Raw genomic sequence first — 21,239 nt, 5'->3', positions numbered from 1 at the left:
CGAAAGGTTTGGCTCGTCGGCGTTCGTCAGTTGTAGACGAACGGCATGACGATGCCGATGAGGGCGAGCGCCTCACAGAAGGCGAAGCCGAGGATCTGGTTGGCACGGATCAGGCCGGCGGCCTCGGGCTGGCGGGCGAGCGCCTGGGTGCCGTTACCGAAGATGATGCCGACGCCGACACCCGGGCCGATGGCGGCGAGGCCGTAGCCGACGGAACCGATGTTGCCTTCGAGGGCGGCGAGGGTCTCCATGGCAGCCATGCTGATTCTTCCTTCTCTTTCTCGGACCGGCGGGGGTTGGCCACCGGACGTTCTTGGGGGCTTGTGGTGCGGGAGGGCTCAGTGGTGCTCGGCGAGCGCGCCCTGGATGTACGAGCAGGCCAGCAGCACGAAGACGTACGCCTGAACGGCCTGAACGAAAAGTTCGAACATGATCATGACCACGGTCATGACGAAGGAGACGCCGGCCGCCGGGATCATCCAGCTGTTCAGCAGGTACCAGGAGGCGACCGTGAACATCACCAGCATGAGGTGGCCGGCGAACATGTTGGCGAACAGTCGCACGGCGTGGGTGAACGGCCGGACCAGGAGGTTCGAGAAGAACTCGATGACCATGACCAGCGGCAGCACCGCGCCCAGCGACTTGTCGTAGCCGGTCACGTTCTTGAAGAAGCCGACGAAGCCGTGCCGCTTGAAGGTCAGCCCCACCCAGACCAGCCAGACGATCGCCGCGAGCACCATCGGGTAGGCGATGATCGACGACACCGGGAACTGGGCCAGCGGGATCACGGACCAGATGTTCATGACCCAGATGAAGAAGAACAGCGAGACCATGAAGGGGACGTACTTCTCGCCCTCCTTCTTGCCGAGCGTCTCGTAGACGATGCCGCGTCGGACGAAGTCGTATCCGGCCTCACCGATCATCTGCAGCTTGCCCGGCACCACCTTCGCCTTGCCGAACGCCGCGTAGAAGAAGCTCACGACGACGAGGCTGGTGATGAGGGCGAGCAGCATCACCTTGTTGAACTCGATCCCACCGACAGTGGCGATCGGCTTGAAGAGGAACGAGTGCAGGCCCGGAGCCGGAAAGCCACACCCGTTGTCGGACATGATCCGACAGCTCCAGTCAAAGGCGAGCTGGGTCTGGTCAGCACTCACCGCGGGCTCCTTCGGCGTGACGCATAGGTACGGCAACCTCGTTGTGTCGGCGCGGCGTGCAGCCGCGGATCGGCACCGGACAGGTGTTACGGATGTGGGGGCGGCTGGGGGGCAACAAGCCTCGCGATGTAGCAGGCGTCAGCTCGGATGCCCGCGCCCGCGATGCCGCAGTTGGCACCGGACGATAGCAGGATCTCTCACGCGTCTTTATCCCGGCCCTACCTCTCACGACGAGTGCCCCGGCTTGTCGGGCTTCCCGCCCGTCGTCGACTCGGGCTCGACGTAGAGGATCTTGGCTTTCATATGGGCGCGCGTCTGTGCGGCGATCCACACCAGAGTGCCGCCGACCAGCGTGAACGCAAAGGCCTTGGCGTTGAACAGCGTGGTGTCCTTGAACGCCGAAAGGAAGATGAAGAGCAGCAGGATCTGCGCCGCGTAGAGCATCAGGCCCATCATCTGGAACAGGTGCGGAAGCGTTCTGGCGGTGCGCTGCAGGACGTAGAGGCCGATTCCCATGAAGAGGATGACCACCACGGTCGCGACGAGCGCTCCGATCGCCCCCTTGCCTCCGGCCACCACCGTGCTGACAACGACGCCGACAGCGCCGGCGGCGGCCGTGGGCACGGCGGCCTGGGCCAGATTCCGGACGTCGTTGGACAGCATGGCGGCAACTCCGCTTTTCACAGGGGGCAGGGGTGTCGTCATGGACGAGCGTAAACCCCTGGGCCGAGTGTGAAGTTCTCACACCATCGGACCGTCGCACTACGGCCCTTCGGCTCTCCGCGGGGTTCTCGTGAACGGTATCACAAACTATTTGATGCAGTCTTTACCCGAAAGGTGTGCCCACTCTCACACATGAGGATGAACACGCGCGCGTGAGCGAGAAGCGGGGCGAGTTGTCTGATATGGGGGGATTCGCACCCCCAAAGCGGACCCATCACACCCCCACGAGTTGGCAATGCTCTAGGCGGATTCTTACCTTGACCGAGATCCGCCCCATGTGACGGTGCCTCACCCCTGGTCGGGCGTGATCGGCGCCCCTAGCGCGAGCTGCTCGCCCTGCGGCGGTCGGCCAAGCGTGCGCGGGGTCCGACGGCGGTGGCGCCGTTGACGCCGGAGACGCCGGCGGCGACCGGTGTGCGGGTGCCCGGCTGCTCCGCCGCATCGGCCGGCCCGGCCTCCGCCGCGGCAGGTGCCTGCCGGGAGGCGCGGGCGGCGCTGCGGCGGGCCCGGCGGTAGCGGGGCGGGACGAAGGCCTCCATCCAGCGCGGGATGCGCGGGGTGAAGCGGGGCAGCAGGAGCAGAACCAGCCCGATCGCGCTGAGGAACACCACCCCCAGGACGATCCACATGGACGCCGAGTTGACCGAATAGGCCAGCGCGCCGAAGGCGATCAGCGCCGACCAGAAGTACATGATCAGCACCGCCCGGCTGTGCGAGTGGCCGATCTCCAGCAGCCGGTGGTGCAGATGGCCCCGGTCCGCCGCGAACGGCGACTGGCCGCGCCAGGTGCGCCGCACGATCGCCAGGATCAGGTCCGCCATGGGCAGGGCGATGATCGTCAGCGGCATGATCAGCGGGATGAAGACGGGCACCATGGCGTGGGTCGCCTCACGCGTGCCGCCCAGGTCGACGTTGAGCGCCTCGACGTCCAGCTGACCGGTGACCGACACCGCGCTCGCCGCCAGGACGAGGCCGATCAGCATCGAGCCGGAGTCCCCCATGAAGATCCGGGCCGGGTGCAGATTGTGCGGCAGGAAGCCGAGGCACATGCCGATCAGCAGCGCGGAGAACAGGGTGGCGGGGGCGGCGGCCTCGGCGCCGTAGCCGTACCAGATCCGGTAGCTGTAGAGGAAGAACGCGGTGGCCGCGATGCACACCATGCCCGCGGCGAGACCGTCGAGTCCGTCGACGAAGTTCACCGCGTTGATGGTGATGACCACCAGCGCCACCGTGAGCAGATTGCCCTGCCACGGGGTGACGGCGACCGTGCCGACGCCGGGGATGGGCAGCCACAGGATCGTCAGGCCCTGCAGGATCATGACGCCGGCGGCGATCACCTGGGCGCCCAGCTTGATCAGGGCGTCGATCTCGAACTTGTCGTCCAGGACGCCGAGCAGCCAGATCAGCGCCGCCCCCGACAGCAGGGCGCGGGCCTCGTTGGAGTCCTCGAACACCTGGTTCAGGTTCGTCAGGTGACTGGCCACCAGCAGGCCCGCACACAGCCCGAAGAACATCGCGATCCCGCCGAGCCGCGGGGTGGGCTCCCGGTGCACGTCACGCGCGCGGATCTCCGGCATCGCCCCGGCCACGATCGCGAACTTGCGTACCGGGCCGGTCAGCAGGTACGTCACCGCGGCCGTGATGCAGAGCGTCAGGAGGTATTCACGCACGGGCTTTCCTAGGAGTCACTGGTGTGTCAGCACCACACCTTAGCCCTCGCGGCTGTCCACGGGTCCGGCCCGCCCTGAGGCCGGAGACAGACCGTTACATCCCCCGTACAGTCACGTCTGCGCCCCGCCGTACGGTCATGGCGGGAAGGCGACGGCCAGGTCCCGCACCTGCTCCCGCACCCTGGGCGCGCTGGCCTCGTCCCGCAGGGCCCGGCCGATGAACGCCGAGATCCGGATCATCTCCGCCTCCCCCATGCCCTGGGTGGTGACCGCGGCCGTGCCGAGGCGCAGTCCGCGCAGATCGGCGTGAGGCAGGGCACAGCTGTCCATGACCAGTCCTGCCGCCGCCAGCCGCCCGCGGGCGGTGCGGCCGTCGACGCCGAGCGGGGCCGGGTCGGCGGTGATCAGGTGGGTGTCCGTGCCGCCGGTGGTGACGACCAAGCCCTCGGCGGCCAGTGCGGCGGCCAGCGCCTTGGCGTTGGCGACCACCTGGTGTGTGTACGCGGCGAAGGCCGGGGTCGCCGCCTCGCCGAAGGCCACGGCCTTGGCGGCGATGGTGTGCATCTGGGCGCCGCCCTGGGTGAAGGGGAACACGGCCCGGTCGACCCGCTCGGCCAGCTCGCCGCCGCACAGGATCATGCCGCCGCGCGGGCCTCGGAGCACCTTGTGCGTGGTCGCGCACACGATGTCCGCGTACGGCACGGGGCTGGGCGCCGCTCCCCCGGCGACCAGCCCGATGGGGTGCGCGGCGTCGGCGATGAGATAGGCGCCCACCTCGTCGGCCACCTCGCGGAAGAAGGCGTAGTCGATGTGCCGGGGGTAGGAGATGGAGCCGCAGACGATGGCCTTGGGGCGGCGGGTGCGGGCCAGGGTGCGCACCTGGTCGTGGTCGATGAGCCCGGATTCGGCGTCGACGCCGTAGCCGACGAAGTCGAACCAGCGCCCCGAGAAGTTCGCGGGCGAGCCGTGCGTGAGGTGGCCGCCGTGGGGCAGGCCGAGGGCGAGCACGGTGTCCCCGGGGCGCAGCAGCGCCGCATAGGCGGCCAGCACCGCCGACGAACCCGAGTGCGCCTGCACATTGGCGTGCTCGGCCCCGAACAGCGCCTTGGCCCGCTCGACGGCCAGCCGCTCGGCGACGTCGACGATCTCGCAGCCCCCGTGGTGCCGGGCGCCGGGGTACCCCTCGGCGTACTTGTTGGCCAGCGGCGACCCGAGGGCGGCCAGCACGGCCGGCGAGGTGAAGTTCTCGGCGGCGATCAGCTGCAGCGTGCTCGCCTGCCGCTCGCGCTCCCCCAGCAGCAGGTCGGCAAGCTCGGGATCCTGCCGCCGCAGCACATCGCCCTCGAGGGCATGGGTGACCGTCATGACGAACTCCCGGGCGTCGACGCTGACGTAGGACCAATGTAGGCCCGGCAGTACGCCCGCGCCCGAGTTGTTGCACCACGGCCCCTGCGGCACGCCCGTGAGGCCGCCGCGGCCGGCTGGCGGCTAGGTGTGCGCCGGTACCCCGGTCAACGCCGTCACGACCGGGTCCAGGGCCTGGTGTATCTCGTCGCCGATGGAGCGGAAGAAGGTCAGGGGGGCGCCGTACGGGTCGTGGACCTCGTCGGCCTCCGCGGTGGGGGCCAGGAGCCAGCCGCGCAGCGCGGCCGCGGCGCGGACCAGGGCGCGGGCGCGCATCACCAGGCCGTCCTCCAGCGGGGGCAGCGTCGCCGGGTCGATGGCGTTCACCAGGCGGGTGAACTCCTTCAGGGTGAAGGTGCGCAGGCCTGCCGAGTGGCCCATCGAGATCACCTGCGCCCGGTGGTCCCGGGTGGCCGTGAGTACCAGGTCCGCCCGGATGACGTGCTCGTCCAGCAGCTCGCGGCCCTTGAAGCCGGAGGCGTCCGCCCCGTACTCGGCCAGCACCGTCTCCGCGTGGGACTCCATGGGCGCGCCCTCGTGGCCCCAGGTGCCCGCGCTCTCCACGATCAGCCCGCCGCCCAGCACGCCCAGCCGCTGCTGCACGAAATGCCGGGTCAGCCGCTCGGTGATCGGCGAGCGGCAGACGTTGCCGGTGCTGACGTGGAGGATGCGGAAGGTGTCGCGCGGGAAGCCGAACGTCGTCGTCTGCTCCGCGCTGCTCTCCCCGTTGCCTATGCCACGCCCCGCGTCAGGGGCCGTCAATTCGCCACCTCGAGGTCGGGTACCACCTTGCGCAGCTCCTCCGGCGAGAGCGCTCCCTCGCGCAGCAGGACCGGCACGGAACGGGTGACGTCGACGATGGACGAGGGGACGTTGCCCGGGGTCGGGCCGCCGTCGAGGTAGACGGAGACCGAGTCGCCGAGCATCTCCTGCGCGGCGTCGCAGTTCTCCGGCGCCGGGTGCCCGGTGAGGTTGGCGGAGGAGACGGCCATGGGGCCGACCTCGGTCAGCAGCTCGATGGCGACCGGGTGCAGCGGCATCCGCACCGCGACCGTGCCGCGCGAGTCGCCGAGGTCCCACTGCAGCGACGGCTGGTGCTTGGCGACCAGCGTCAGGGCGCCCGGCCAGAACGCGTCGACCAGCTCCCAGGCCAGCTCGGAGAAGTCGGTGACCAGGCCGTGCAGGGTGTTCGGGGAGCCGATCAGGACGGGCGTGGGCATGTTGCGGCCCCGGCCCTTCGCGGCCAGCAGGTCGGCCACGGCGTCCGAGGAGAACGCGTCCGCGCCGATGCCGTACACGGTGTCCGTGGGCAGCACCACGAGCTCGCCGCGGCGGACGGCGGCGGCGGCCTCGCGCAGACCGGTCGCGCGGTCGGTTGCGTCGTTGGTGTCGTAACGCCGAGCCATCTAACGGGCCTCCTCGTACACGTGCTGCTGGCGGAAAGACGTAAGCCGGTCCCGGCCGGTCCGGCCGGCCCACCCGGCCTGCCGGGTCTGCGGGGTCTGCGGGGTCTGCGGGGTCTGCCGGGTCTGCGGGGTCTGCCGCGTCGGCCGGGCGGTCACGGCAGCGCCTTGCGGGCGGTGGCGAACCGCGGGCGGTTGTTCAGGTCCGGGTGGTCGGCCGCGTCGGTCCAGCCGCGGTCCTCCGCGAAGATCCACGGCACCTGGCCGCCCTGGGTGTCGGCGTGCTCCACCACGACCACCCCGCCGGGACGCAGCAGCCGGTGCGCGGTGCGCTCCAGGCCGCGGATCAGGTCCAGGCCGTCCTCGCCGGAGAACAGCGCCATGCCGGGGTCGTAGTCGCGCGCCTCGGGGGCGACGTACTCCCACTCCGACAGCGGGATGTACGGCGGGTTGGAGATGACCAGGTCGACCTGACCGTCGAGGTCGGGGAAGGCCGTCAGGGCGTCGCCCTGACGCAGCTCGACCCGGGACCCCTCCATGTTCTTGCGGGCCCACACCAGCGCTTCCTCGGACAGCTCCACCGCGTAGACGCGCGAGCGCGGCACCTCCTGGGCGAGCGCGAGCGCGATGGCGCCCGAGCCGGTGCACAGGTCGACGATGCACGGCTCGACGACGTCCATGGCGCGCACCGCGTCTATGGCCCAGCCGACCACCGACTCGGTCTCCGGCCGCGGCACGAACACCCCGGGGCCGACCTGCAGCTCCAGGTAGCGGAAGTAGGCGCGCCCGGTGATGTGCTGCAGCGGTTCGCGGGCCTCCCGGCGGGCGACGACCTCCCAGTACCGGGCGTCGAAGTCGGAGTCCTTCACGTTGTGCAGCTCGCCGCGCTTGACGCCGTGCACGAACGCGGCGAGTTCCTCCGCGTCGGTGCGCGGCGAGGGCACGCCGGCGTCGGCGAGCCGCTGGGTGGCCTGGGCCACCTCGGCGAGCAGCAGATTCACGTGGTCCTCCGGGCTGTCTACGTAAGTTACGCGGCCGCGAGCTTGGCGGCCGAGTCGGCGTCGACGCAGGCCTGGATCACCGCGTCGAGGTCGCCGTCCAGCACCTGGTCCAGGTTGTACGCCTTGAAGCCGATCCGGTGGTCCGAGATGCGGTTCTCCGGGAAGTTGTAGGTGCGGATCTTCTCGGAGCGGTCGACGGTGCGGACCTGGCTGCGGCGGGCGTCGGCGGCCTCCCGCTCCGCCTCCTCCTGCGCCATGGCGAGCAGCCTGGAGCGCAGGATACGCAGGGCCTGCTCCTTGTTCTGCAGCTGGCTCTTCTCGTTCTGGCAGGAGGCGACGACCCCGGTCGGGATGTGCGTGATGCGCACCGCGGAGTCGGTGGTGTTGACGGACTGGCCGCCGGGGCCGGAGGAGCGGTAGACGTCGATGCGCAGATCGTTGGGGTTGATCTCCACGTCGACCTCCTCCGCCTCGGGCGTGACCAGCACACCGGCGGCGGAGGTGTGGATGCGGCCCTGCGACTCGGTGGCCGGGACGCGCTGCACGCGGTGCACGCCGCCCTCGTACTTCAGCCGGGCCCACACGCCCTGGCCGGGCTCGACCGGGCCGCGGGCCTTCACGGCGACCTGGACGTCCTTGTAGCCGCCCAGCTCGGACTCGGTGGCGTCGATGATCTCGGTCTTCCAGCCGACCCGCTCTGCGTAGCGCAGGTACATGCGCAGCAGGTCACCGGCGAACAGCGCGGACTCGTCGCCGCCCGCACCCGCCTTGATCTCCAGGATGACGTCCTTGTCGTCGCTCGGGTCGCGCGGGATCAGCAGCAGCCGCAGCTTCTCGGTGAGCTCCTCGCGCTGCTGCTCCAGCTCCTTGACCTCGGCGGCGAAGTCCGGGTCGTCGGCGGCCAGTTCGCGTGCGGCCTCGATGTCGTCGCCCGTCTGCTTCCAGGAGCGGTACGTGGCGACGATCGGGGTGAGTTCGGCGTAGCGCTTGTTCAGCCTGCGCGCGCCTGCCTGGTCGGCGTGGACCGACGGGTCGGCGAGCTTCTTCTCCAGGTCGGCGTGCTCGGCGACGAGTTCCTCGACGGCCTCGAACATCTTGGGCTCCTGCGGTGACGGGGGTGAAGGGCGGGCGACCAAAAACGCCGGTCCCGGGCGCACCCCCGTGGGGCGCGACCGTGGACCGGCGAATTGGGGCTCGCTACTTCTTGGAGCCGGCGGCCTTGCCGAAGCGGGCCTCGAAGCGGGCCACACGGCCACCGGTGTCGAGGATCTTCTGCTTGCCCGTGTAGAACGGGTGGCACTCGGAGCAGACCTCGGCCCGGATGGTGCCGGACTCGATGGTGCTGCGGGTGGTGAACGACGCGCCGCAGGTGCAGCTGACCTGCGTCTCGACGTACGCGGGGTGGATGTCGCGCTTCAAGGTGTCTCCTAGGTTTCGGGAGGGCGCCGGGTCGCCGCCGCGGGATGCGGGGGCGTGAACCGGAGCCGACGTACCAGTCTGCCAGGACTGGGCCCATCCCCCAAAACCGGGGGCTGCCTCCATCTATTCCGCGGGGTCCGTGCCCCCGCTGCCCAGGCTGTCCGTCGCGGGCGGCGCGGGCGCCGGGGGCCCGTCACGGGGCGCTGACCACATCCTTCGCCTCACCGGTGGCCGACTCCTCGGTGGCCTTTCCGGGGATCGGCTTGTCCCGCTTCAGGGCCTTCCACACCAGATCGGCCTTCTGCTTCTGCAGCAGGACCCGGTTGGGATTGTCCGGGTCGTAGGCGACCGGCATGGTGACCATCTGCATGGTGCCGGAGCTGATGCCCTTCATGCCGTTCGCGAAGGACATCAGGGAGTTGACCGAGCCCAGGCCGGAGTCGGTGGTGACGGTCCTGGTGGCGGTGTCGGCGAGGTCGTAGAGCTTCTTCGGGTTGGTGAACAGGCCGATCTCCCGGACCTGCTCGACCAGCGCCTTGATGAAGGCCTGCTGGAGCTGGATGCGGCCGAGGTCGGAGCCGTCGCCGACGCCGTGGCGGGTGCGGACCAGGCCGAGGGCCTGCTCGCCGTCGAGCCGGTGGGTGCCGGCCGGCAGGTTCAGGTGGCTCTCGGGGTCCTTGATGTCCTTGCTGGTGGTGACCTCGACCCCGCCGAGCTCGTCGATGAGCTTCTGGAAGCCGGCGAAGTCGACCTCCAGGTAGTGGTCCATGCGCAGGTCGGTCAGCTTCTCGACGGTCTTCACGGCGCAGGCGGCGCCGCCGGTGGCGTAGGCGGAGTTGAACATGGCGCTGCGCGCACCGGGGTACTTGTTGCCGTCGGCGTCGGTGCACTCGGGGCGCTCGATCAGGGTGTCGCGCGGGATGGAGACGACGCCGGCCTTCTTGTGGCCCTCGTAGACGTGCACGATCATCGCGGTGTCGGAGCGGGCGGTGCCGTCGTCCGTGCCGCCGCCGAGCCCCTTGTTGCTGCCGGAGCGGGTGTCGGAGCCGAGGACCAGGATGTTCTCCGAGCCGTTGTCGATCTTCTCGGGCCGGTCGGTGCCGAGCGCCTGGTCGATGTCGACGCTGTTGATGTTGCCGTTGAGCTTGAAGTAGACGTAGCCGATGCCGGTGCCGCCCAGCACCACGATGCCGGCGGCGGTCCAGGCCATCACCTTCACGCCCGAGGGCCGCTTGCCGCGCGGCTTGCGGCGGCGCCCCCTCCCCCTGTGGCGGGCGGCCTGCGTGCCGGACTCTCCCGCCGCGGCGGGGCCCGGTGTGCTCTCGGCAGACATGTGCTCCTCAGCTCTCGTCCGGTCGGATACCCCCTGCGCTCGATGCCAGACTTGGCCGGTTCAGGACCTGTACGGCACCTATCGTCGCGCTGTTCGGGTCAGACGGGGAAACCCGGCACAGGGTTGCACGTCGCTCTGTGCCCCTCCGGAGCCCAGCCGAGCGCGCAGCAGGCGCCCTGCGAGCGGCGAGGCCCCCGCTCACCTGCGCTTTCGGCGGCGCACGCAGCGCGACTCGATCCGTCCGCCCCGAATGAGCCATGTGGCGAAGGTCTCGCCACGGACGACGAAGGCGTCGGACGGCGCGCGAGAGTCTCGCCGCGGCAAGCGAGGCCTCGCCACGGACGCCGGGCGCCTCACGCGCGAGCGCGTGAAGCCTCGCCGCAGACACCCGGAGCCTCACGCAGACCCCGCGCTGCGTCGCGCGCACAGCGCTGGCTCCGGCCCGGGCGCCGGGGTCTCCCGCAGGCAGGCGATCTCACCGCCGGCTCCGGGCACCTCACACAGACATCGAAGCCTGGCCACAGACGCCCGGGCGCCTCACGCGAACCTCGATGTCCCGCGCACGTACCACGTCGGCCCCAGCCCGGACGCCGGGGTCTCCCTGAGACAGCGAAGACCCCGCCGCGGACACCAGCACCTCACACGGACCCCGGCGCCTCGCGCGTACAGCGAAGGCCTCACCCGGACAAGCGAGAGGGCCGCCCCTCGCTGGAAGGGCGGCCCTCACTTGCTGAACGGTCAGTCGACCGGGTGGTCAGTCGCCGTTGCCGGGGGTCGGGGTGTTCTTCTGGATCTGCATCAGGAACTCGACGTTCGACTTGGTCTGCTTCATCTTGTCGAGCAGCAGCTCGATCGCCTGCTGCTGGTCGAGCGCGTGCAGCACCCGGCGCAGCTTCCAGACGATGCCCAGCTCCTCGGCACCGAGCAGGATCTCCTCCTTGCGGGTGCCGGACGCGTCGACGTCCACCGCGGGGAAGATGCGCTTGTCGGCGAGCTTCCGGTCGAGCTTGAGCTCCATGTTGCCGGTGCCCTTGAACTCCTCGAAGATCACCTCGTCCATGCGGGACCCGGTGTCGACGAGCGCCGTCGCCAGGATGGTGAGCGAGCCACCGTCCTCGATGTTGCGCGCGGCACCGAAGAAGCGCTTCGGCGGGTACAGGGCGGTGGAGTCCACACCACCGGAGAGGATGCGGCCCGAGGCGGGCGCGGCCAGGTTGTAGGCACGGCCCAGACGGGTGATGGAGTCGAGCAGCACGACCACGTCGTGGCCCAGCTCCACCAGCCGCTTGGCGCGCTCGATGGCCAGCTCGGCGACCGTGGTGTGGTCCTCGGCCGGGCGGTCGAAGGTCGAGGAGATGACCTCGCCCTTGACCGACCGCTGCATGTCGGTGACCTCTTCCGGACGCTCGTCGACCAGGACGACCATCAGGTGGCACTCGGGGTTGTTGTGCGTGATCGCGTTGGCGATCGCCTGCATGATCATGGTCTTGCCGGTCTTCGGCGGGGCCACGATCAGACCGCGCTGGCCCTTGCCGATCGGCGACACGAGGTCGATGATCCGCGTGGTCAGCACGCCCGGGTCGGTCTCCAGGCGGAGCCGGTCCTGCGGGTACAGCGGGGTGAGCTTGTTGAACTCCGGGCGGCCGCGGCCGTGTTCGGGGGCCATGCCGTTGACGGAGTCCAGGCGGACCAGCGCGTTGAACTTCTCGCGCCGCTCGCCTTCCTTGGGCTGGCGCACGGCGCCGGTGATGTGGTCGCCCTTGCGCAGGCCGTTCTTGCGGACCTGGGCGAGGGAGACGTACACGTCGTTCGGACCGGGCAGATAGCCGGAGGTCCGGATGAAGGCGTAGTTGTCGAGGATGTCCAGGATGCCCGCGACGGGGATCAGGACGTCGTCCTCGGAGATCTGCGGCTCGGCGGCGTCGTCGCGGCCACGGCGTCCACGGCGGTCGCGGTAGCGTCCGCGCCGGCCGCGCCGGCCGCCGCCCTCCTCCTCGTAGCCGTCGTCCTGACGGCCGCCGCCCTGCTGGCTCTGCTGACGGCCCTGGCCGCCCTGCTGGTCGTCGCCCTTGTTGCGGCGGTCGCGGTCCCGGCCGCGGTTGCGGTCGCGGTCGCGGCGGCGGCCATCGCCGCCCTCGCCGTCGGACTTGGCGTCGCCCTGGGCCGGCTGCTGGCCCTGCTGACCCTGCTGTCCTTGCTGCTGACCCTGCTGCTGGGCGGGCGTCTCGGCCTTCTGCTCGGTCTTGGCCTCGGCCGTGATCGTCTCGGCGGCGGCCGGGGCGCCCGCCTCGGCGGTGGCCCTGCCGCGGCGGCGCTCGGCGGGGGCCTCGGCCGGGGCCTCGGCGCCGGCGGACTGCTCGGCGGAGGCCTTCGGGGAGGGCTGGCCCGGGATCTCGATCTGCTGCTGGGCCGCCGCCTGTTCGGCGGAAGCGGCCTCGGCCTTGGTGTCCGCCTTCTTCTCGGCGGTCTCACCCGTGCGGGCCTTGGAGGTGGCGCGGCGCTTGGGCTTGGTCTCGGCCGGCGCGTCGGTCTTCGCGGGGGCGCCGCCCGCGGCCTGCGCCTCCTTGATGACCTCGATCAGCTGGCTCTTGCGCATGCGCGCGGTGCCCCTGATGCCGAGGCCGGATGCGACCTGCTGCAGCTCGGCCAGCACCATGCCCTCGAGGCCGGTACCGCGCCGCCGCCGGGAGCCGGCACCGGATGCAGGCGCGGAGGCGTCCGTGGCGGGCGCTGCAGCGGTCTCGTCGACACGTGCGCCCATCAGATCGGTGGTGTCGCTCACGAAGGGTCCTTCCCTGGAGCGGACGTCGGCCTGTCTGGCTCGGCGACCGGTTGTGCTGTCCGGCTTCGGTCCTTGCTGTGTGGACCGTGCCGGGGCGGTGGTCCGCCTAAGCGGCGGAAGAGATATCTGGTGATGGCGCTACCTCGAGCCGTGGCACCCAGTGTCACGTGGCGTGGTCGCACCGGTTCCGGAGCGTGCCCGGCGGGCCGTTCAGTGTCCGCGTACGGCGTCATGCCCACAGGGGAGGCAGTGAACGATGCAGAGAACACAGTGCGGCTTGGGGGGCTCCCGGAAGAATGTCTGTCCCGGACGGGGACACGAGGCACCTCGCCATGGTGGGGTCGGGTGCAGACTTGAGGTTAACACTACCGGATCCAACAAACATTCCCCCTCTCGAATTCCGGCAACCGTGTCAGGTGGCGAGCGGTAGCACGCTCGCTCCCTGCAGGTCCAGGCTGAGCCGGTTGGCCGCCCAGTCGCTGCCGGCCAGTGCTTCGACCTTGTCGGCGGTGTCCGCGTCGGCCAGCGCCATGACCGTGGGTCCGGCGCCGGAGATCACCGCGGGGATGCCGTCCCCCCGCAGTCGCTCGACCAGGGCGGCGCTCTCCGGCATGGCGGGGGCGCGGTACTCCTGGTGGAGGCGGTCCTCGGTGGCGGGCAGCAGCAGCTCGGGGCGCCGGGTGAGGGCCTCGACGAGCAGGGCCGCACGGCCCGCGTTGGCGGCCGCGTCGACGTGCGGCACGGTGCGCGGCAGCAGTCCGCGCGCGGTTTCGGTGAGTACCGGCTTTCCGGGGACGAAAACCACCGGAACGATGGAATCGGCCGGGTCCATCCTGATGGCGCGGGCCGCGCCGCCGTCCATCCAGGACAGGGTGAATCCGCCGAGCAGACAGGCCGCGACGTTGTCGGGGTGGCCCTCGATCTCGGTGGCGAGCTCGAGCAGCGCGGTGTCGTCGAGCCGTGCCTCGGCGCCTATGGTGACGGCGCGGGCGGCGACGATCCCGGCGCAGATGGCGGCCGAGGAGGAGCCGAGGCCCCGGCCGTGCGGGATGCGGTTGGCGCAGACGATCTCCAGGCCGCGCGGCTGGCCTCCGAGCAGGTCGAAGGCGGTGCGCAGGGAGCGTACGAGCAGATGGCTCTCGTCGCGCGGGAGGGTGTCGCTGCCCTCACCGGCGATGTCGATGTGCAGCCCGGAGTCGGCCACCCGGACGACCACGTCGTCGTACAAGCCCAGCGCGAGGCCGAGGGCGTCGAAGCCCGGGCCGAGGTTGGCGCTGGTGGCGGGGACGCGCACCCGGACGGCGGCGGCGCGGAACGCGGGACCGGCCATCTCTCGATGACTCTCCTTGAGCTGCGTGACTGTCGTGACGGTCGAATGGCATGCGAGGGACATTCGATGACGTACCCGGACCCGCTGGGGCCGCGTTTCGGATCCCTGCTGACGACGCGGAGACGACGCGGTGCCGCGGCATATGCGGCGGGCGGGTTCGGTACAGCCTATCGAAGGAAGGTTCAGTGGCGACATAGGGCGCACAGGAGGCGCACGATGCGTGTCGTAAGCCCCCTGTGCACCCTCTGAGGAGAACTTCCCCAGGTAAGCGCCGTCTTACGCCGGATCTGCCGACGCTTGTTCCCCGCCGTGCGGGGAGCCGTACTAGACCAGCCCGAGCCGCTCGGCCGCCGTGGCGGCGTCGACCGGGACGGTGACCGGCTGCGGGGCGCCGGCGACGGCCCAGTCGGGGTCCTTCAGGCCGTTGCCGGTGACGGTGCAGACGATGCGCTGGCCCGGGTCGACCTTGCCCTGCTCGGCGGCCTTCAGCAGACCGGCGACCGAGGCGGCGGAGGCGGGCTCCACGAAGACGCCCTCCTGCGCGGCCAACAGCCGGTAGGCCCGCAGGATCTCACGGTCCGTCACCTCGTCGATCAGACCGCCCGACTCGTCGCGCGCGGCGAGCGCGTACTGCCAGGAGGCGGGGTTGCCGATGCGAATGGCGGTGGCGATGGTCGAGGGGTCCTTGACGATCTCGCCGCGCACGATCGGCGCCGAACCGGAGGCCTGGAAGCCCCACATGCGCGGGGTGCGGGTGGCCGGGCCGTCGGCGGCGTACTCGCGGTACCCCTTCCAGTAGGCGGTGATGTTGCCCGCGTTGCCCACCGGCAGGACGTGGATGTCGGGGGCGTCGCCCAGCATGTCCACGATCTCGAAGGAGGCGGTCTTCTGCCCCTCGATACGCACCGGATTGACCGAATTGACCAGCGCCACGGGGTAGTTCTCGCTCAGCGCGCGGGCCAGCGTGAGGCAGTCGTCGAAGTTGCCGTCGACCTGGAGGATCTTCGCCCCGTGCACCAGGGCCTGGCCCATCTTGCCGAGGGCGATCTTGCCCTGCGGCACCAGCACCGCGGACACCATCTGGGCGCGCACCGCGTACGCGGCGGCGCTCGCCGAGGTGTTGCCGGTGGAGGCGCAGATGACGGCCTTCGCGCCCTCCTCCTTGGCCTTGGAGATGGCCATGGTCATGCCGCGGTCCTTGAAGGACCCGGTCGGGTTCGCGCCCTCGACCTTGAGGTGGACCTCGCAGCCGGTGCGCTCGGAGAGCACCTGCGCGGGCACGAGCGGCGTGCCGCCCTCGCGGAGCGTGACGACCGGCGTGGTGTCGGATACCGGCAGCCGGTCCCGGTACTCCTCGATGATTCCGCGCCACTGGTGGGTCATTGCTGGCTACTCTCCTTCAACCCGCATGATGCTGGCGACACCGCGCACGGTGTCGAGCTTGCGCAGCGCCTCGACGGTGCCGCCGAGGGCCGCGTCGGACGCACGGTGGGTGACGACGACGAGGGAGGCCTCCCCGTCCTTGCCCTGCTGGCGCACCGTGTCGATCGAGACACCGTGCTCCGCGAACACGGTCGCGACCTGGGCGAGCACGCCCGGTTTGTCGGCCACGTCCAGGCTGATGTGGTACCGCGTGACGACCTCGCCCATCGGCGAGACGGGCAGCGCGGCGTAGGCGGACTCGCCCGGTCCGGTCGCCCCGGCGAGCCGGTTGCGGCACACCGCGACGAGGTCGCCGAGCACCGCGGAGGCGGTGGGCGCACCGCCCGCGCCGGGGCCGTAGAACATCAGCTGCCCGGAGGCGTCGGACTCGACGAAGACGGCGTTGTACGCGCCGCGCACCGAGGCCAGCGGGTGGCTGAGCGGGATCATCGCGGGGTGCACGCGCGCGGTGACCGAGGCGCCGTCCTCGGCACGCTCGCAGATGGCGAGCAGCTTGATGGTGCAGCCCATCTCCTTCGCGGACGCGAAGTCGGCGGTGGTCACCTCGGTCATGCCCTCGCGGTAGACGTCGTCGAGCCGCACCCGGGTGTGGAAGGCGATCCCGGCGAGGATGGCGGCCTTGGCGGCGGCGTCGAAGCCCTCGACGTCGGCGGTGGGGTCGGCCTCGGCGTAGCCCAGCGCGGTGGCCTCGTCGAGGGCCTCCTGGTAGCCGGCCCCGGTGGTGTCCATCTTGTCGAGGATGAAGTTCGTCGTGCCGTTGACGATGCCGAGGACGCGGTTGACCTTGTCGCCGGCGAGGGACTCGCGCAGCGGCCGGATCAGCGGGATGGCACCGGCGACGGCGGCCTCGTAGTAGAGGTCCCGGCCGTGCGCCTCGGCCGCGGCGTGCAGCGCGGCACCGTCCTGGGCGAGCAGGGCCTTGTTGGCGGAGACGACGGAGGCGCCGTGCTCGAAGGCGGTGGTGATCAGGGTGCGGGCGGGCTCGATCCCGCCGATGACCTCGACGACGACGTCCAGGTCGCCGCGTTTGACCAGCGCGGTGGCGTCGGTGGTGATCAGCTCCGCGGGGATGCCCTCGCGCACCTTGTCGGGCCGCCGTACGGCCACCCCGGCGAGCTCCACCGGGGCGCCGATGCGGGCGGCGAGGTCGTCGGCGTGCGTCGTCATGATGCGCGCCACCTCTGAGCCGACCACTCCACAGCCCAGCAGCGCCACCTTCAGCGGACGCGTACGCATCATCCGACCTCGTTTCCTGATTACCGTCTCGGTTGCACCAGTCTCACTCACCGGACGGGACTTTCTGCCCTTCGTCCGGATCGTGAGACATGTATTTCATTTTCACAGCCTCGAAGACCGCAGATCTTTTACCAAGATCCTTCATCCCGGCCCTCGCCGACCCTGTTCTCTTTTCCGGCCGCTCTGTCTTCCGGCCGCTACCCGACGTCCAGCCGGAGAAGATCCTCCTCCGTCTCCCGCCGGACGATCACGCGCGCCTCGCCGTCCTTCACCGCGACGACGGGCGGACGCAGCACATGGTTGTAGTTGCTGGCCATCGACCGGCAGTACGCCCCCGTCGCCGGTACGGCGATGAGGTCGCCCGGCGCCAGGTCGGCCGGCAGGAAGGCGTCCCGCACCACGATGTCACCGCTCTCGCAGTGCTTGCCGACCACCCGGCTGAGCATCGGCCCCGCGTCGGAGGTGCGGGAGGCCAGCGCCACGCTGTACTCGGCGTCGTACAGCGCGGTGCGGATGTTGTCCGACATGCCGCCGTCGACCGACACATACGTGCGCAGCCCGTCCAGCGGCTTGATCGTTCCGACCTCGTACAGCGTGAACGCGGTCGGCCCGACGACGGCCCGCCCCGGCTCCACCGAGATCCGGGGGGTGCGCAGCTTCGCGGCCTCACACTCACGGGTGACGATCTCGGTGAGCGCCTTGGCGATCTCGTGCGGCTCACGGGGGTCGTCGTCGCTGGTGTACGCGATGCCGAGCCCGCCGCCGAGGTCGATCTCGGGCAGCTCGACCCCGTGCTCGTCCCGGATGTCCTTCAGCAGCCCCACGACCCGGTGGGCGGCCACCTCGAAGCCGGACATGTCGAAGATCTGCGACCCGATGTGGCTGTGGATCCCGATCAGCTCAAGACCGTCCAGCTGCAGCGCCCGCCGCACCGCCTCGGAGGCCTGCCCGTCCGCCAGCGGAATGCCGAACTTCTGGTCCTCGTGCGCGGTCGCGATGAACTCGTGGGTGTGCGCCTCCACGCCGACCGTGACCCGGATCTGCACCCGCTGCCGCTTGCCCAGCGACTGCGCGATGTGCGCCACCCGCGCGATCTCCAGGAACGAGTCGAGCACGATCCGCCCCACACCGGCACGAATCGCCCGCTCGATCTCCTCCGCTGACTTGTTGTTGCCGTGGAAGGCGATCCGCTCGGCGGGCATCCCGGCCGACAGCGCGGTGGTCAGCTCACCGCCCGAGCAGACGTCGAGATTGAGCCCCTCCTCGTTCAGCCACCGCACCACGGCGCGGGACAGGAACGCCTTCCCGGCGTAGAACACATCGGCGTCGCTGCCGAAGGCGGTGCGCCAGGCCCGCGCCCGGGCCCGGAAGTCGGTCTCGTCGAGGATGTAGGCCGGGGTGCCGAACTCCTCGGCCAGCCGCTTGACGTCGATCCCGCCGACGGTGAGGACACCGCCCTCGTTGCGGGTGACGGTCTGCGCCCACACCTTCGCGTCGAGGGCGTTCAGGTCGGCGGGGGGCGCGAGGTAGTGCCCCTCGGGGAGGACGTCGGCGTGACGGGGCCCGGCGGGGTGTGCGGAACGGCTCATGACGGGTCTTGGGCTTCCTAGAGATGGTCGGGTGCGTCGATGCCGAGCAGGGACAGGCCGCCGGCCAGCACCGTCCCGGCGGCTTCGGCGAGGGCCAGCCGGGCACGGTGGGCGGCCGAGGGTTTCTCCGCACCGAGGGGCAGGACGGTGGGCAGCAGCGGCCGCAGGGCATCGGCGACGGTGACGAGATGCCGGGCGAGTCGGTCGGGCGCACGCCGGTCGGCGGCGGCCCGCAGTATGCGGGGGTGGTCGCCGAGGACGGCGAGCAGCTCCGGTGCCGCCGGCTCCGTCACCGGCCCCGGCTCGGGCCGGAACCCCAGGTCGGCGGCGTTGCGCAGCAGGGCCCGGGTACGGGCGTGCGCGTAGCGGACACGGAAGAGGGGGTTGCCCTCGCGCTGGCTCAGATGCTCGGCGGTGAGCCGGGGACGGTCGTGCGGCGCCGGGTACAGCAGCGCCCAGCGGCCGGCATCCCGGCCGAGGGGGGAGGGGTCGCCGGGGGCGGGGACGGGACGGATGGGGAGGGTGTGGGTGTGGGTGTGGGCGGCAGCGGCAGTGGCCGATTCATTGCCCTCTTCGGTGCTTTCGAGGCGAAGGCCGAGCACGTCTACCCACTCGGGTGACTCGGGCGACTCGGGCGACTCGGGCCGAAGGTCACTGCTTCCGTTCCCGCTCTCGCCCTCGCACTGGACCCGGACGGCAGCGCCCTGGGATCGCAGAATCCGGGCCAGGACGTCGACGTAGGTGAGGGCGCGGACCTCGTCCGGCGCCCTGAGCCGGAAGACCTGCCCCGCGAGGGCGTCGCTGTGCCCGTAGCGGACACCGGCACGCAGGATCTCTTCGACCAGGGTGGCCGGGGCGGTGTCCGGCAGGCTGATGTTGAGGAACCCGGGCCCGGTGACGACGACGTCGGCGACGGCCCCGGTGCGCAGCAGATGCGACCGCAGTACTTCCGCCACCCGCAGCGGCGGCTGTCCGGCAGGCTTGGCCAGCTGGAGGGCGATGCTGGTCGCGTAGTCCCCGCACCCTCCCGGCCCCGGCGGCCCGACCTGAGCACGCTCGGGAACGGCCACCCTCAGTTCCCCCTCGTCGACAGCACAGCGCACCGCGCGCAGCACGGTGCGGGAGAGCTCGACGGGGGTCACGGGACAAGCGTAGGCGAGGAGGGGGGTGGGTATGCGAGCCGGTTTGGGCCGGGTCCCGAGATGTGGACGGTCTCAGCGCCGGAGGATGCGGACTCTCTGGTGTGCCGGGTATGCGACGTAGACGTGACGTAGTCGTATGGGGGACGTTCTTACGCCCCGGAGTGCCCGGCGGCCGTCTCGCTCTCCCCGACGACCTCACCGTCACCCACGACGGGGATGCGCGGCCCCCTCCCGATCCGGGCGGCATCCCGCCCCGGCGCCGGCCGCCCGCTCAGCAGCTGCCGCACGAGACGCACCAGCTCACCGGGCTCGAACGGCTTGGGCAGGAAGGCGTCGACCCCCACATCGAGCCCGTTCTCCACCTCGTGCCGGCTGCAGGCACTGATGATGGCGAGCGGGAGATGGCGGGTGAGCGGATCTTCCCTCAGCCGGGCGGCGGTGCGGAGCCCGTCGAGTCTCGGCATGACCACGTCGAGGGTCACGGCATCGGGCCGTACCCGATGCACCACTTCAAGACACTCGGCACCGTCGGCCGCGGTCACGACCTCGATGCCCTCCAGCTCGAGGTTGACCCTGATCAACTGCCGGATGACCTTGTTGTCGTCCACAACAAGCACCCGGCCCGATGCGCCTGGCACAACTCGAGAGTAGGTCCGCACCGGCCACCGCGTCCGGGTTTTCCCGACTTCCACCCCGCACGAGCGACACGGCGCCCACGAGGTGGACCCGGGCAGGGCTTCTGGTGGGAAACCGGTTCATGAGCACCCCCCGGGAACTGGTAGTGTTCTACCCGTCGCCGCGATCACCGCGACCGACACGCCCCCGTAGCTCAGGGGATAGAGCAACGGCCTCCGGAGCCGTGTGCGCAGGTTCGAATCCTGCCGGGGGCACTCGCCGGTCAGAAAGTTGAAACGAGACCTGACCAGGGTGGATGCCGAATCGAGAGAGCGGGACCCAGTCTCACTGGGTCCCGCTCTCTGTCGTTCCTCATCAGTTATCACGCATGAGGGGCGAGTGAGACCTACTCGAACGATCTTCCGCCTCGCACTCAGCCCTCCGCCAAGCTGACGTCATGCTGTTATGTCTTCCTACGGCGCGCAGAGCCCTCCTTTCCTGGGTCAGGCAGGCCGTTTTATCCGCGAACGGAGGCTTCTGCACCTACTGCGGATCTATCGGCATCAGGGCTGAGGTCATCGACCATGTCGTACCCTTTGAGCAAGGCGGCGCTGACGACATGACGAACCTCGTGCCCTCGTGCCGCTCCTGCAACGCGAGCAAGAGGGACTCAAGAGGGACTTCGAGCGCATGGATGTGGCCCTGCGCAACCTCACTCCCTCGCAACGGGAAGAGGTCCTGACAGCGCTGGAAACCTTGATCGCCACGCACCGCGACTGATCAAAGATCCAATTGCTCAGGGAGATGCATCCCGCCCCAAGGCTCTTTCTCTTTCGACGCCGGGGTCTTCCCGGACGTAGCGGAGGATGGTGGCGCGGGTGTCACCGATCGTGTGGTCGCTGGCCGGGCCGTCGAGCATCTGCCACGCGCTGGAAGAGTCCTGGGAACTTCCAGGCCCGGCCCTGTCCGCCTCGCAGCCCAGCACGACGACA

The 21,239-nt window shown here is 70.5% G+C and carries 20 protein-coding genes, 1 tRNA gene and 1 pseudogene; 3 read left to right on the top strand and 19 right to left on the bottom strand.

Annotated features, from left to right (window positions below):
• Positions 1–26: 26 nt before the first annotated feature.
• From atpE to ABD207_RS05445, 19 genes are all read right to left on the bottom strand, one after another.
• The gene (gene atpE / locus ABD207_RS05535; protein WP_013000660.1) at positions 27–260 is read right to left on the bottom strand and encodes an ATP synthase F0 subunit C; all 234 of its coding nucleotides are present in this window, start codon (positions 258–260) and stop codon (positions 27–29) included.
• A 78-nt stretch (positions 261–338) separates the two neighbouring features.
• Positions 339–1,157, bottom strand: coding sequence for a F0F1 ATP synthase subunit A (gene atpB, locus ABD207_RS05530; protein WP_486388833.1), 819 nt, complete (start codon positions 1,155–1,157; stop codon positions 339–341).
• Positions 1,158–1,382: 225 nt separating this feature from the next.
• Positions 1,383–1,820 (bottom strand): Cg1360 family ATP-synthase-associated protein, encoded by a 438-nt coding sequence (locus ABD207_RS05525; protein WP_344010466.1) that lies wholly within the window; start codon positions 1,818–1,820, stop codon positions 1,383–1,385.
• Between the two features lie 377 nt (positions 1,821–2,197).
• Positions 2,198–3,550: an MraY family glycosyltransferase gene (locus ABD207_RS05520; RefSeq protein ID WP_344010465.1), complete on the bottom strand. Its 1,353-nt coding sequence runs from the start codon at positions 3,548–3,550 to the stop codon at positions 2,198–2,200.
• Positions 3,551–3,685: 135 nt separating this feature from the next.
• A complete protein-coding gene (locus tag ABD207_RS05515; RefSeq protein ID WP_344010464.1) occupies positions 3,686–4,915 on the bottom strand; it encodes a serine hydroxymethyltransferase in 1,230 nt (409 codons plus the stop codon).
• Positions 4,916–5,038: 123 nt separating this feature from the next.
• Positions 5,039–5,716, bottom strand: a complete 678-nt coding sequence (locus ABD207_RS05510; RefSeq protein WP_344000746.1) for an arsenate reductase/protein-tyrosine-phosphatase family protein — start codon at positions 5,714–5,716, stop codon at positions 5,039–5,041.
• Entirely contained in the window at positions 5,713–6,360 is a 648-nt protein-coding gene (locus ABD207_RS05505) for an L-threonylcarbamoyladenylate synthase (RefSeq protein WP_344010462.1), read from the bottom strand. The genes ABD207_RS05510 and ABD207_RS05505 overlap by 4 nt, the downstream gene beginning before the upstream one ends.
• Entirely contained in the window at positions 6,361–6,516 is a 156-nt protein-coding gene (locus tag ABD207_RS05500; protein WP_344010461.1) for a hypothetical protein, read from the bottom strand.
• Positions 6,513–7,358, bottom strand: a complete 846-nt coding sequence (gene prmC, locus ABD207_RS05495; protein ID WP_344010460.1) for a peptide chain release factor N(5)-glutamine methyltransferase — start codon at positions 7,356–7,358, stop codon at positions 6,513–6,515. Before prmC ends, ABD207_RS05500 begins: the two co-directional genes overlap by 4 nt.
• 26 nt (positions 7,359–7,384) lie before the next feature.
• Positions 7,385–8,452 (bottom strand): peptide chain release factor 1, encoded by a 1,068-nt coding sequence (gene prfA / locus ABD207_RS05490; protein WP_344000751.1) that lies wholly within the window; start codon positions 8,450–8,452, stop codon positions 7,385–7,387.
• A 103-nt stretch (positions 8,453–8,555) separates the two neighbouring features.
• The gene (gene rpmE / locus ABD207_RS05485) at positions 8,556–8,777 is read right to left on the bottom strand and encodes a 50S ribosomal protein L31 (protein ID WP_030740744.1); all 222 of its coding nucleotides are present in this window, start codon (positions 8,775–8,777) and stop codon (positions 8,556–8,558) included.
• Positions 8,778–8,970: 193 nt separating this feature from the next.
• Complete coding sequence (locus ABD207_RS05480; RefSeq protein WP_344010458.1) at positions 8,971–10,110, bottom strand: LCP family protein; 1,140 nt, start codon at positions 10,108–10,110, stop codon at positions 8,971–8,973.
• A 754-nt stretch (positions 10,111–10,864) separates the two neighbouring features.
• A complete protein-coding gene (gene rho / locus ABD207_RS05475) occupies positions 10,865–12,892 on the bottom strand; it encodes a transcription termination factor Rho (protein WP_344010456.1) in 2,028 nt (675 codons plus the stop codon).
• A gap of 412 nt (positions 12,893–13,304) precedes the next feature.
• Positions 13,305–14,222 carry a homoserine kinase gene (gene thrB, locus ABD207_RS05470; RefSeq protein WP_167997671.1) on the bottom strand — a complete coding sequence of 306 codons (918 nt, stop codon included), beginning with the start codon at positions 14,220–14,222 and terminating at the stop codon, positions 13,305–13,307.
• Positions 14,223–14,546: 324 nt separating this feature from the next.
• A complete protein-coding gene (gene thrC / locus ABD207_RS05465) occupies positions 14,547–15,605 on the bottom strand; it encodes a threonine synthase (protein WP_344010455.1) in 1,059 nt (352 codons plus the stop codon).
• Between the two features lie 6 nt (positions 15,606–15,611).
• Positions 15,612–16,904, bottom strand: coding sequence for a homoserine dehydrogenase (locus tag ABD207_RS05460; protein ID WP_344010453.1), 1,293 nt, complete (start codon positions 16,902–16,904; stop codon positions 15,612–15,614).
• A 194-nt stretch (positions 16,905–17,098) separates the two neighbouring features.
• Positions 17,099–18,490, bottom strand: coding sequence for a diaminopimelate decarboxylase (gene lysA / locus ABD207_RS05455; protein WP_344010452.1), 1,392 nt, complete (start codon positions 18,488–18,490; stop codon positions 17,099–17,101).
• A gap of 17 nt (positions 18,491–18,507) precedes the next feature.
• Entirely contained in the window at positions 18,508–19,632 is a 1,125-nt protein-coding gene (gene nrtL, locus ABD207_RS05450) for an ArgS-related anticodon-binding protein NrtL (RefSeq protein ID WP_344010450.1), read from the bottom strand.
• 149 nt (positions 19,633–19,781) lie between these two features.
• Complete coding sequence (locus ABD207_RS05445) at positions 19,782–20,270, bottom strand: response regulator (RefSeq protein WP_344010449.1); 489 nt, start codon at positions 20,268–20,270, stop codon at positions 19,782–19,784.
• Positions 20,271–20,450: 180 nt separating this feature from the next.
• Between ABD207_RS05445 and ABD207_RS05440 the strand changes: the two genes are divergently transcribed.
• The 3 genes and pseudogenes from ABD207_RS05440 (at position 20,451) to ABD207_RS05435 (ending at position 21,027) form a co-directional block, all read left to right on the top strand.
• Positions 20,451–20,522, top strand: a tRNA-Arg gene (locus ABD207_RS05440).
• A gap of 182 nt (positions 20,523–20,704) precedes the next feature.
• Positions 20,705–20,857: pseudogene (locus ABD207_RS32090) on the top strand (HNH endonuclease); the annotation flags it as partial.
• A gap of 29 nt (positions 20,858–20,886) precedes the next feature.
• The gene (locus ABD207_RS05435) at positions 20,887–21,027 is read left to right on the top strand and encodes a hypothetical protein (RefSeq protein WP_344010447.1); all 141 of its coding nucleotides are present in this window, start codon (positions 20,887–20,889) and stop codon (positions 21,025–21,027) included.
• The last annotated feature ends 212 nt before the right edge of the window (positions 21,028–21,239 follow it).

Origin of the sequence: Streptomyces thermospinosisporus (assembly GCF_039526425.1) — a bacterium.
In the GTDB taxonomy this organism is placed as follows: domain Bacteria; phylum Actinomycetota; class Actinomycetes; order Streptomycetales; family Streptomycetaceae; genus Streptomyces; species Streptomyces thermocarboxydovorans.
The sequence above is the reverse complement of the archived record's forward strand: the minus strand, read 5'-3'. Positions and strand labels throughout refer to the sequence as shown.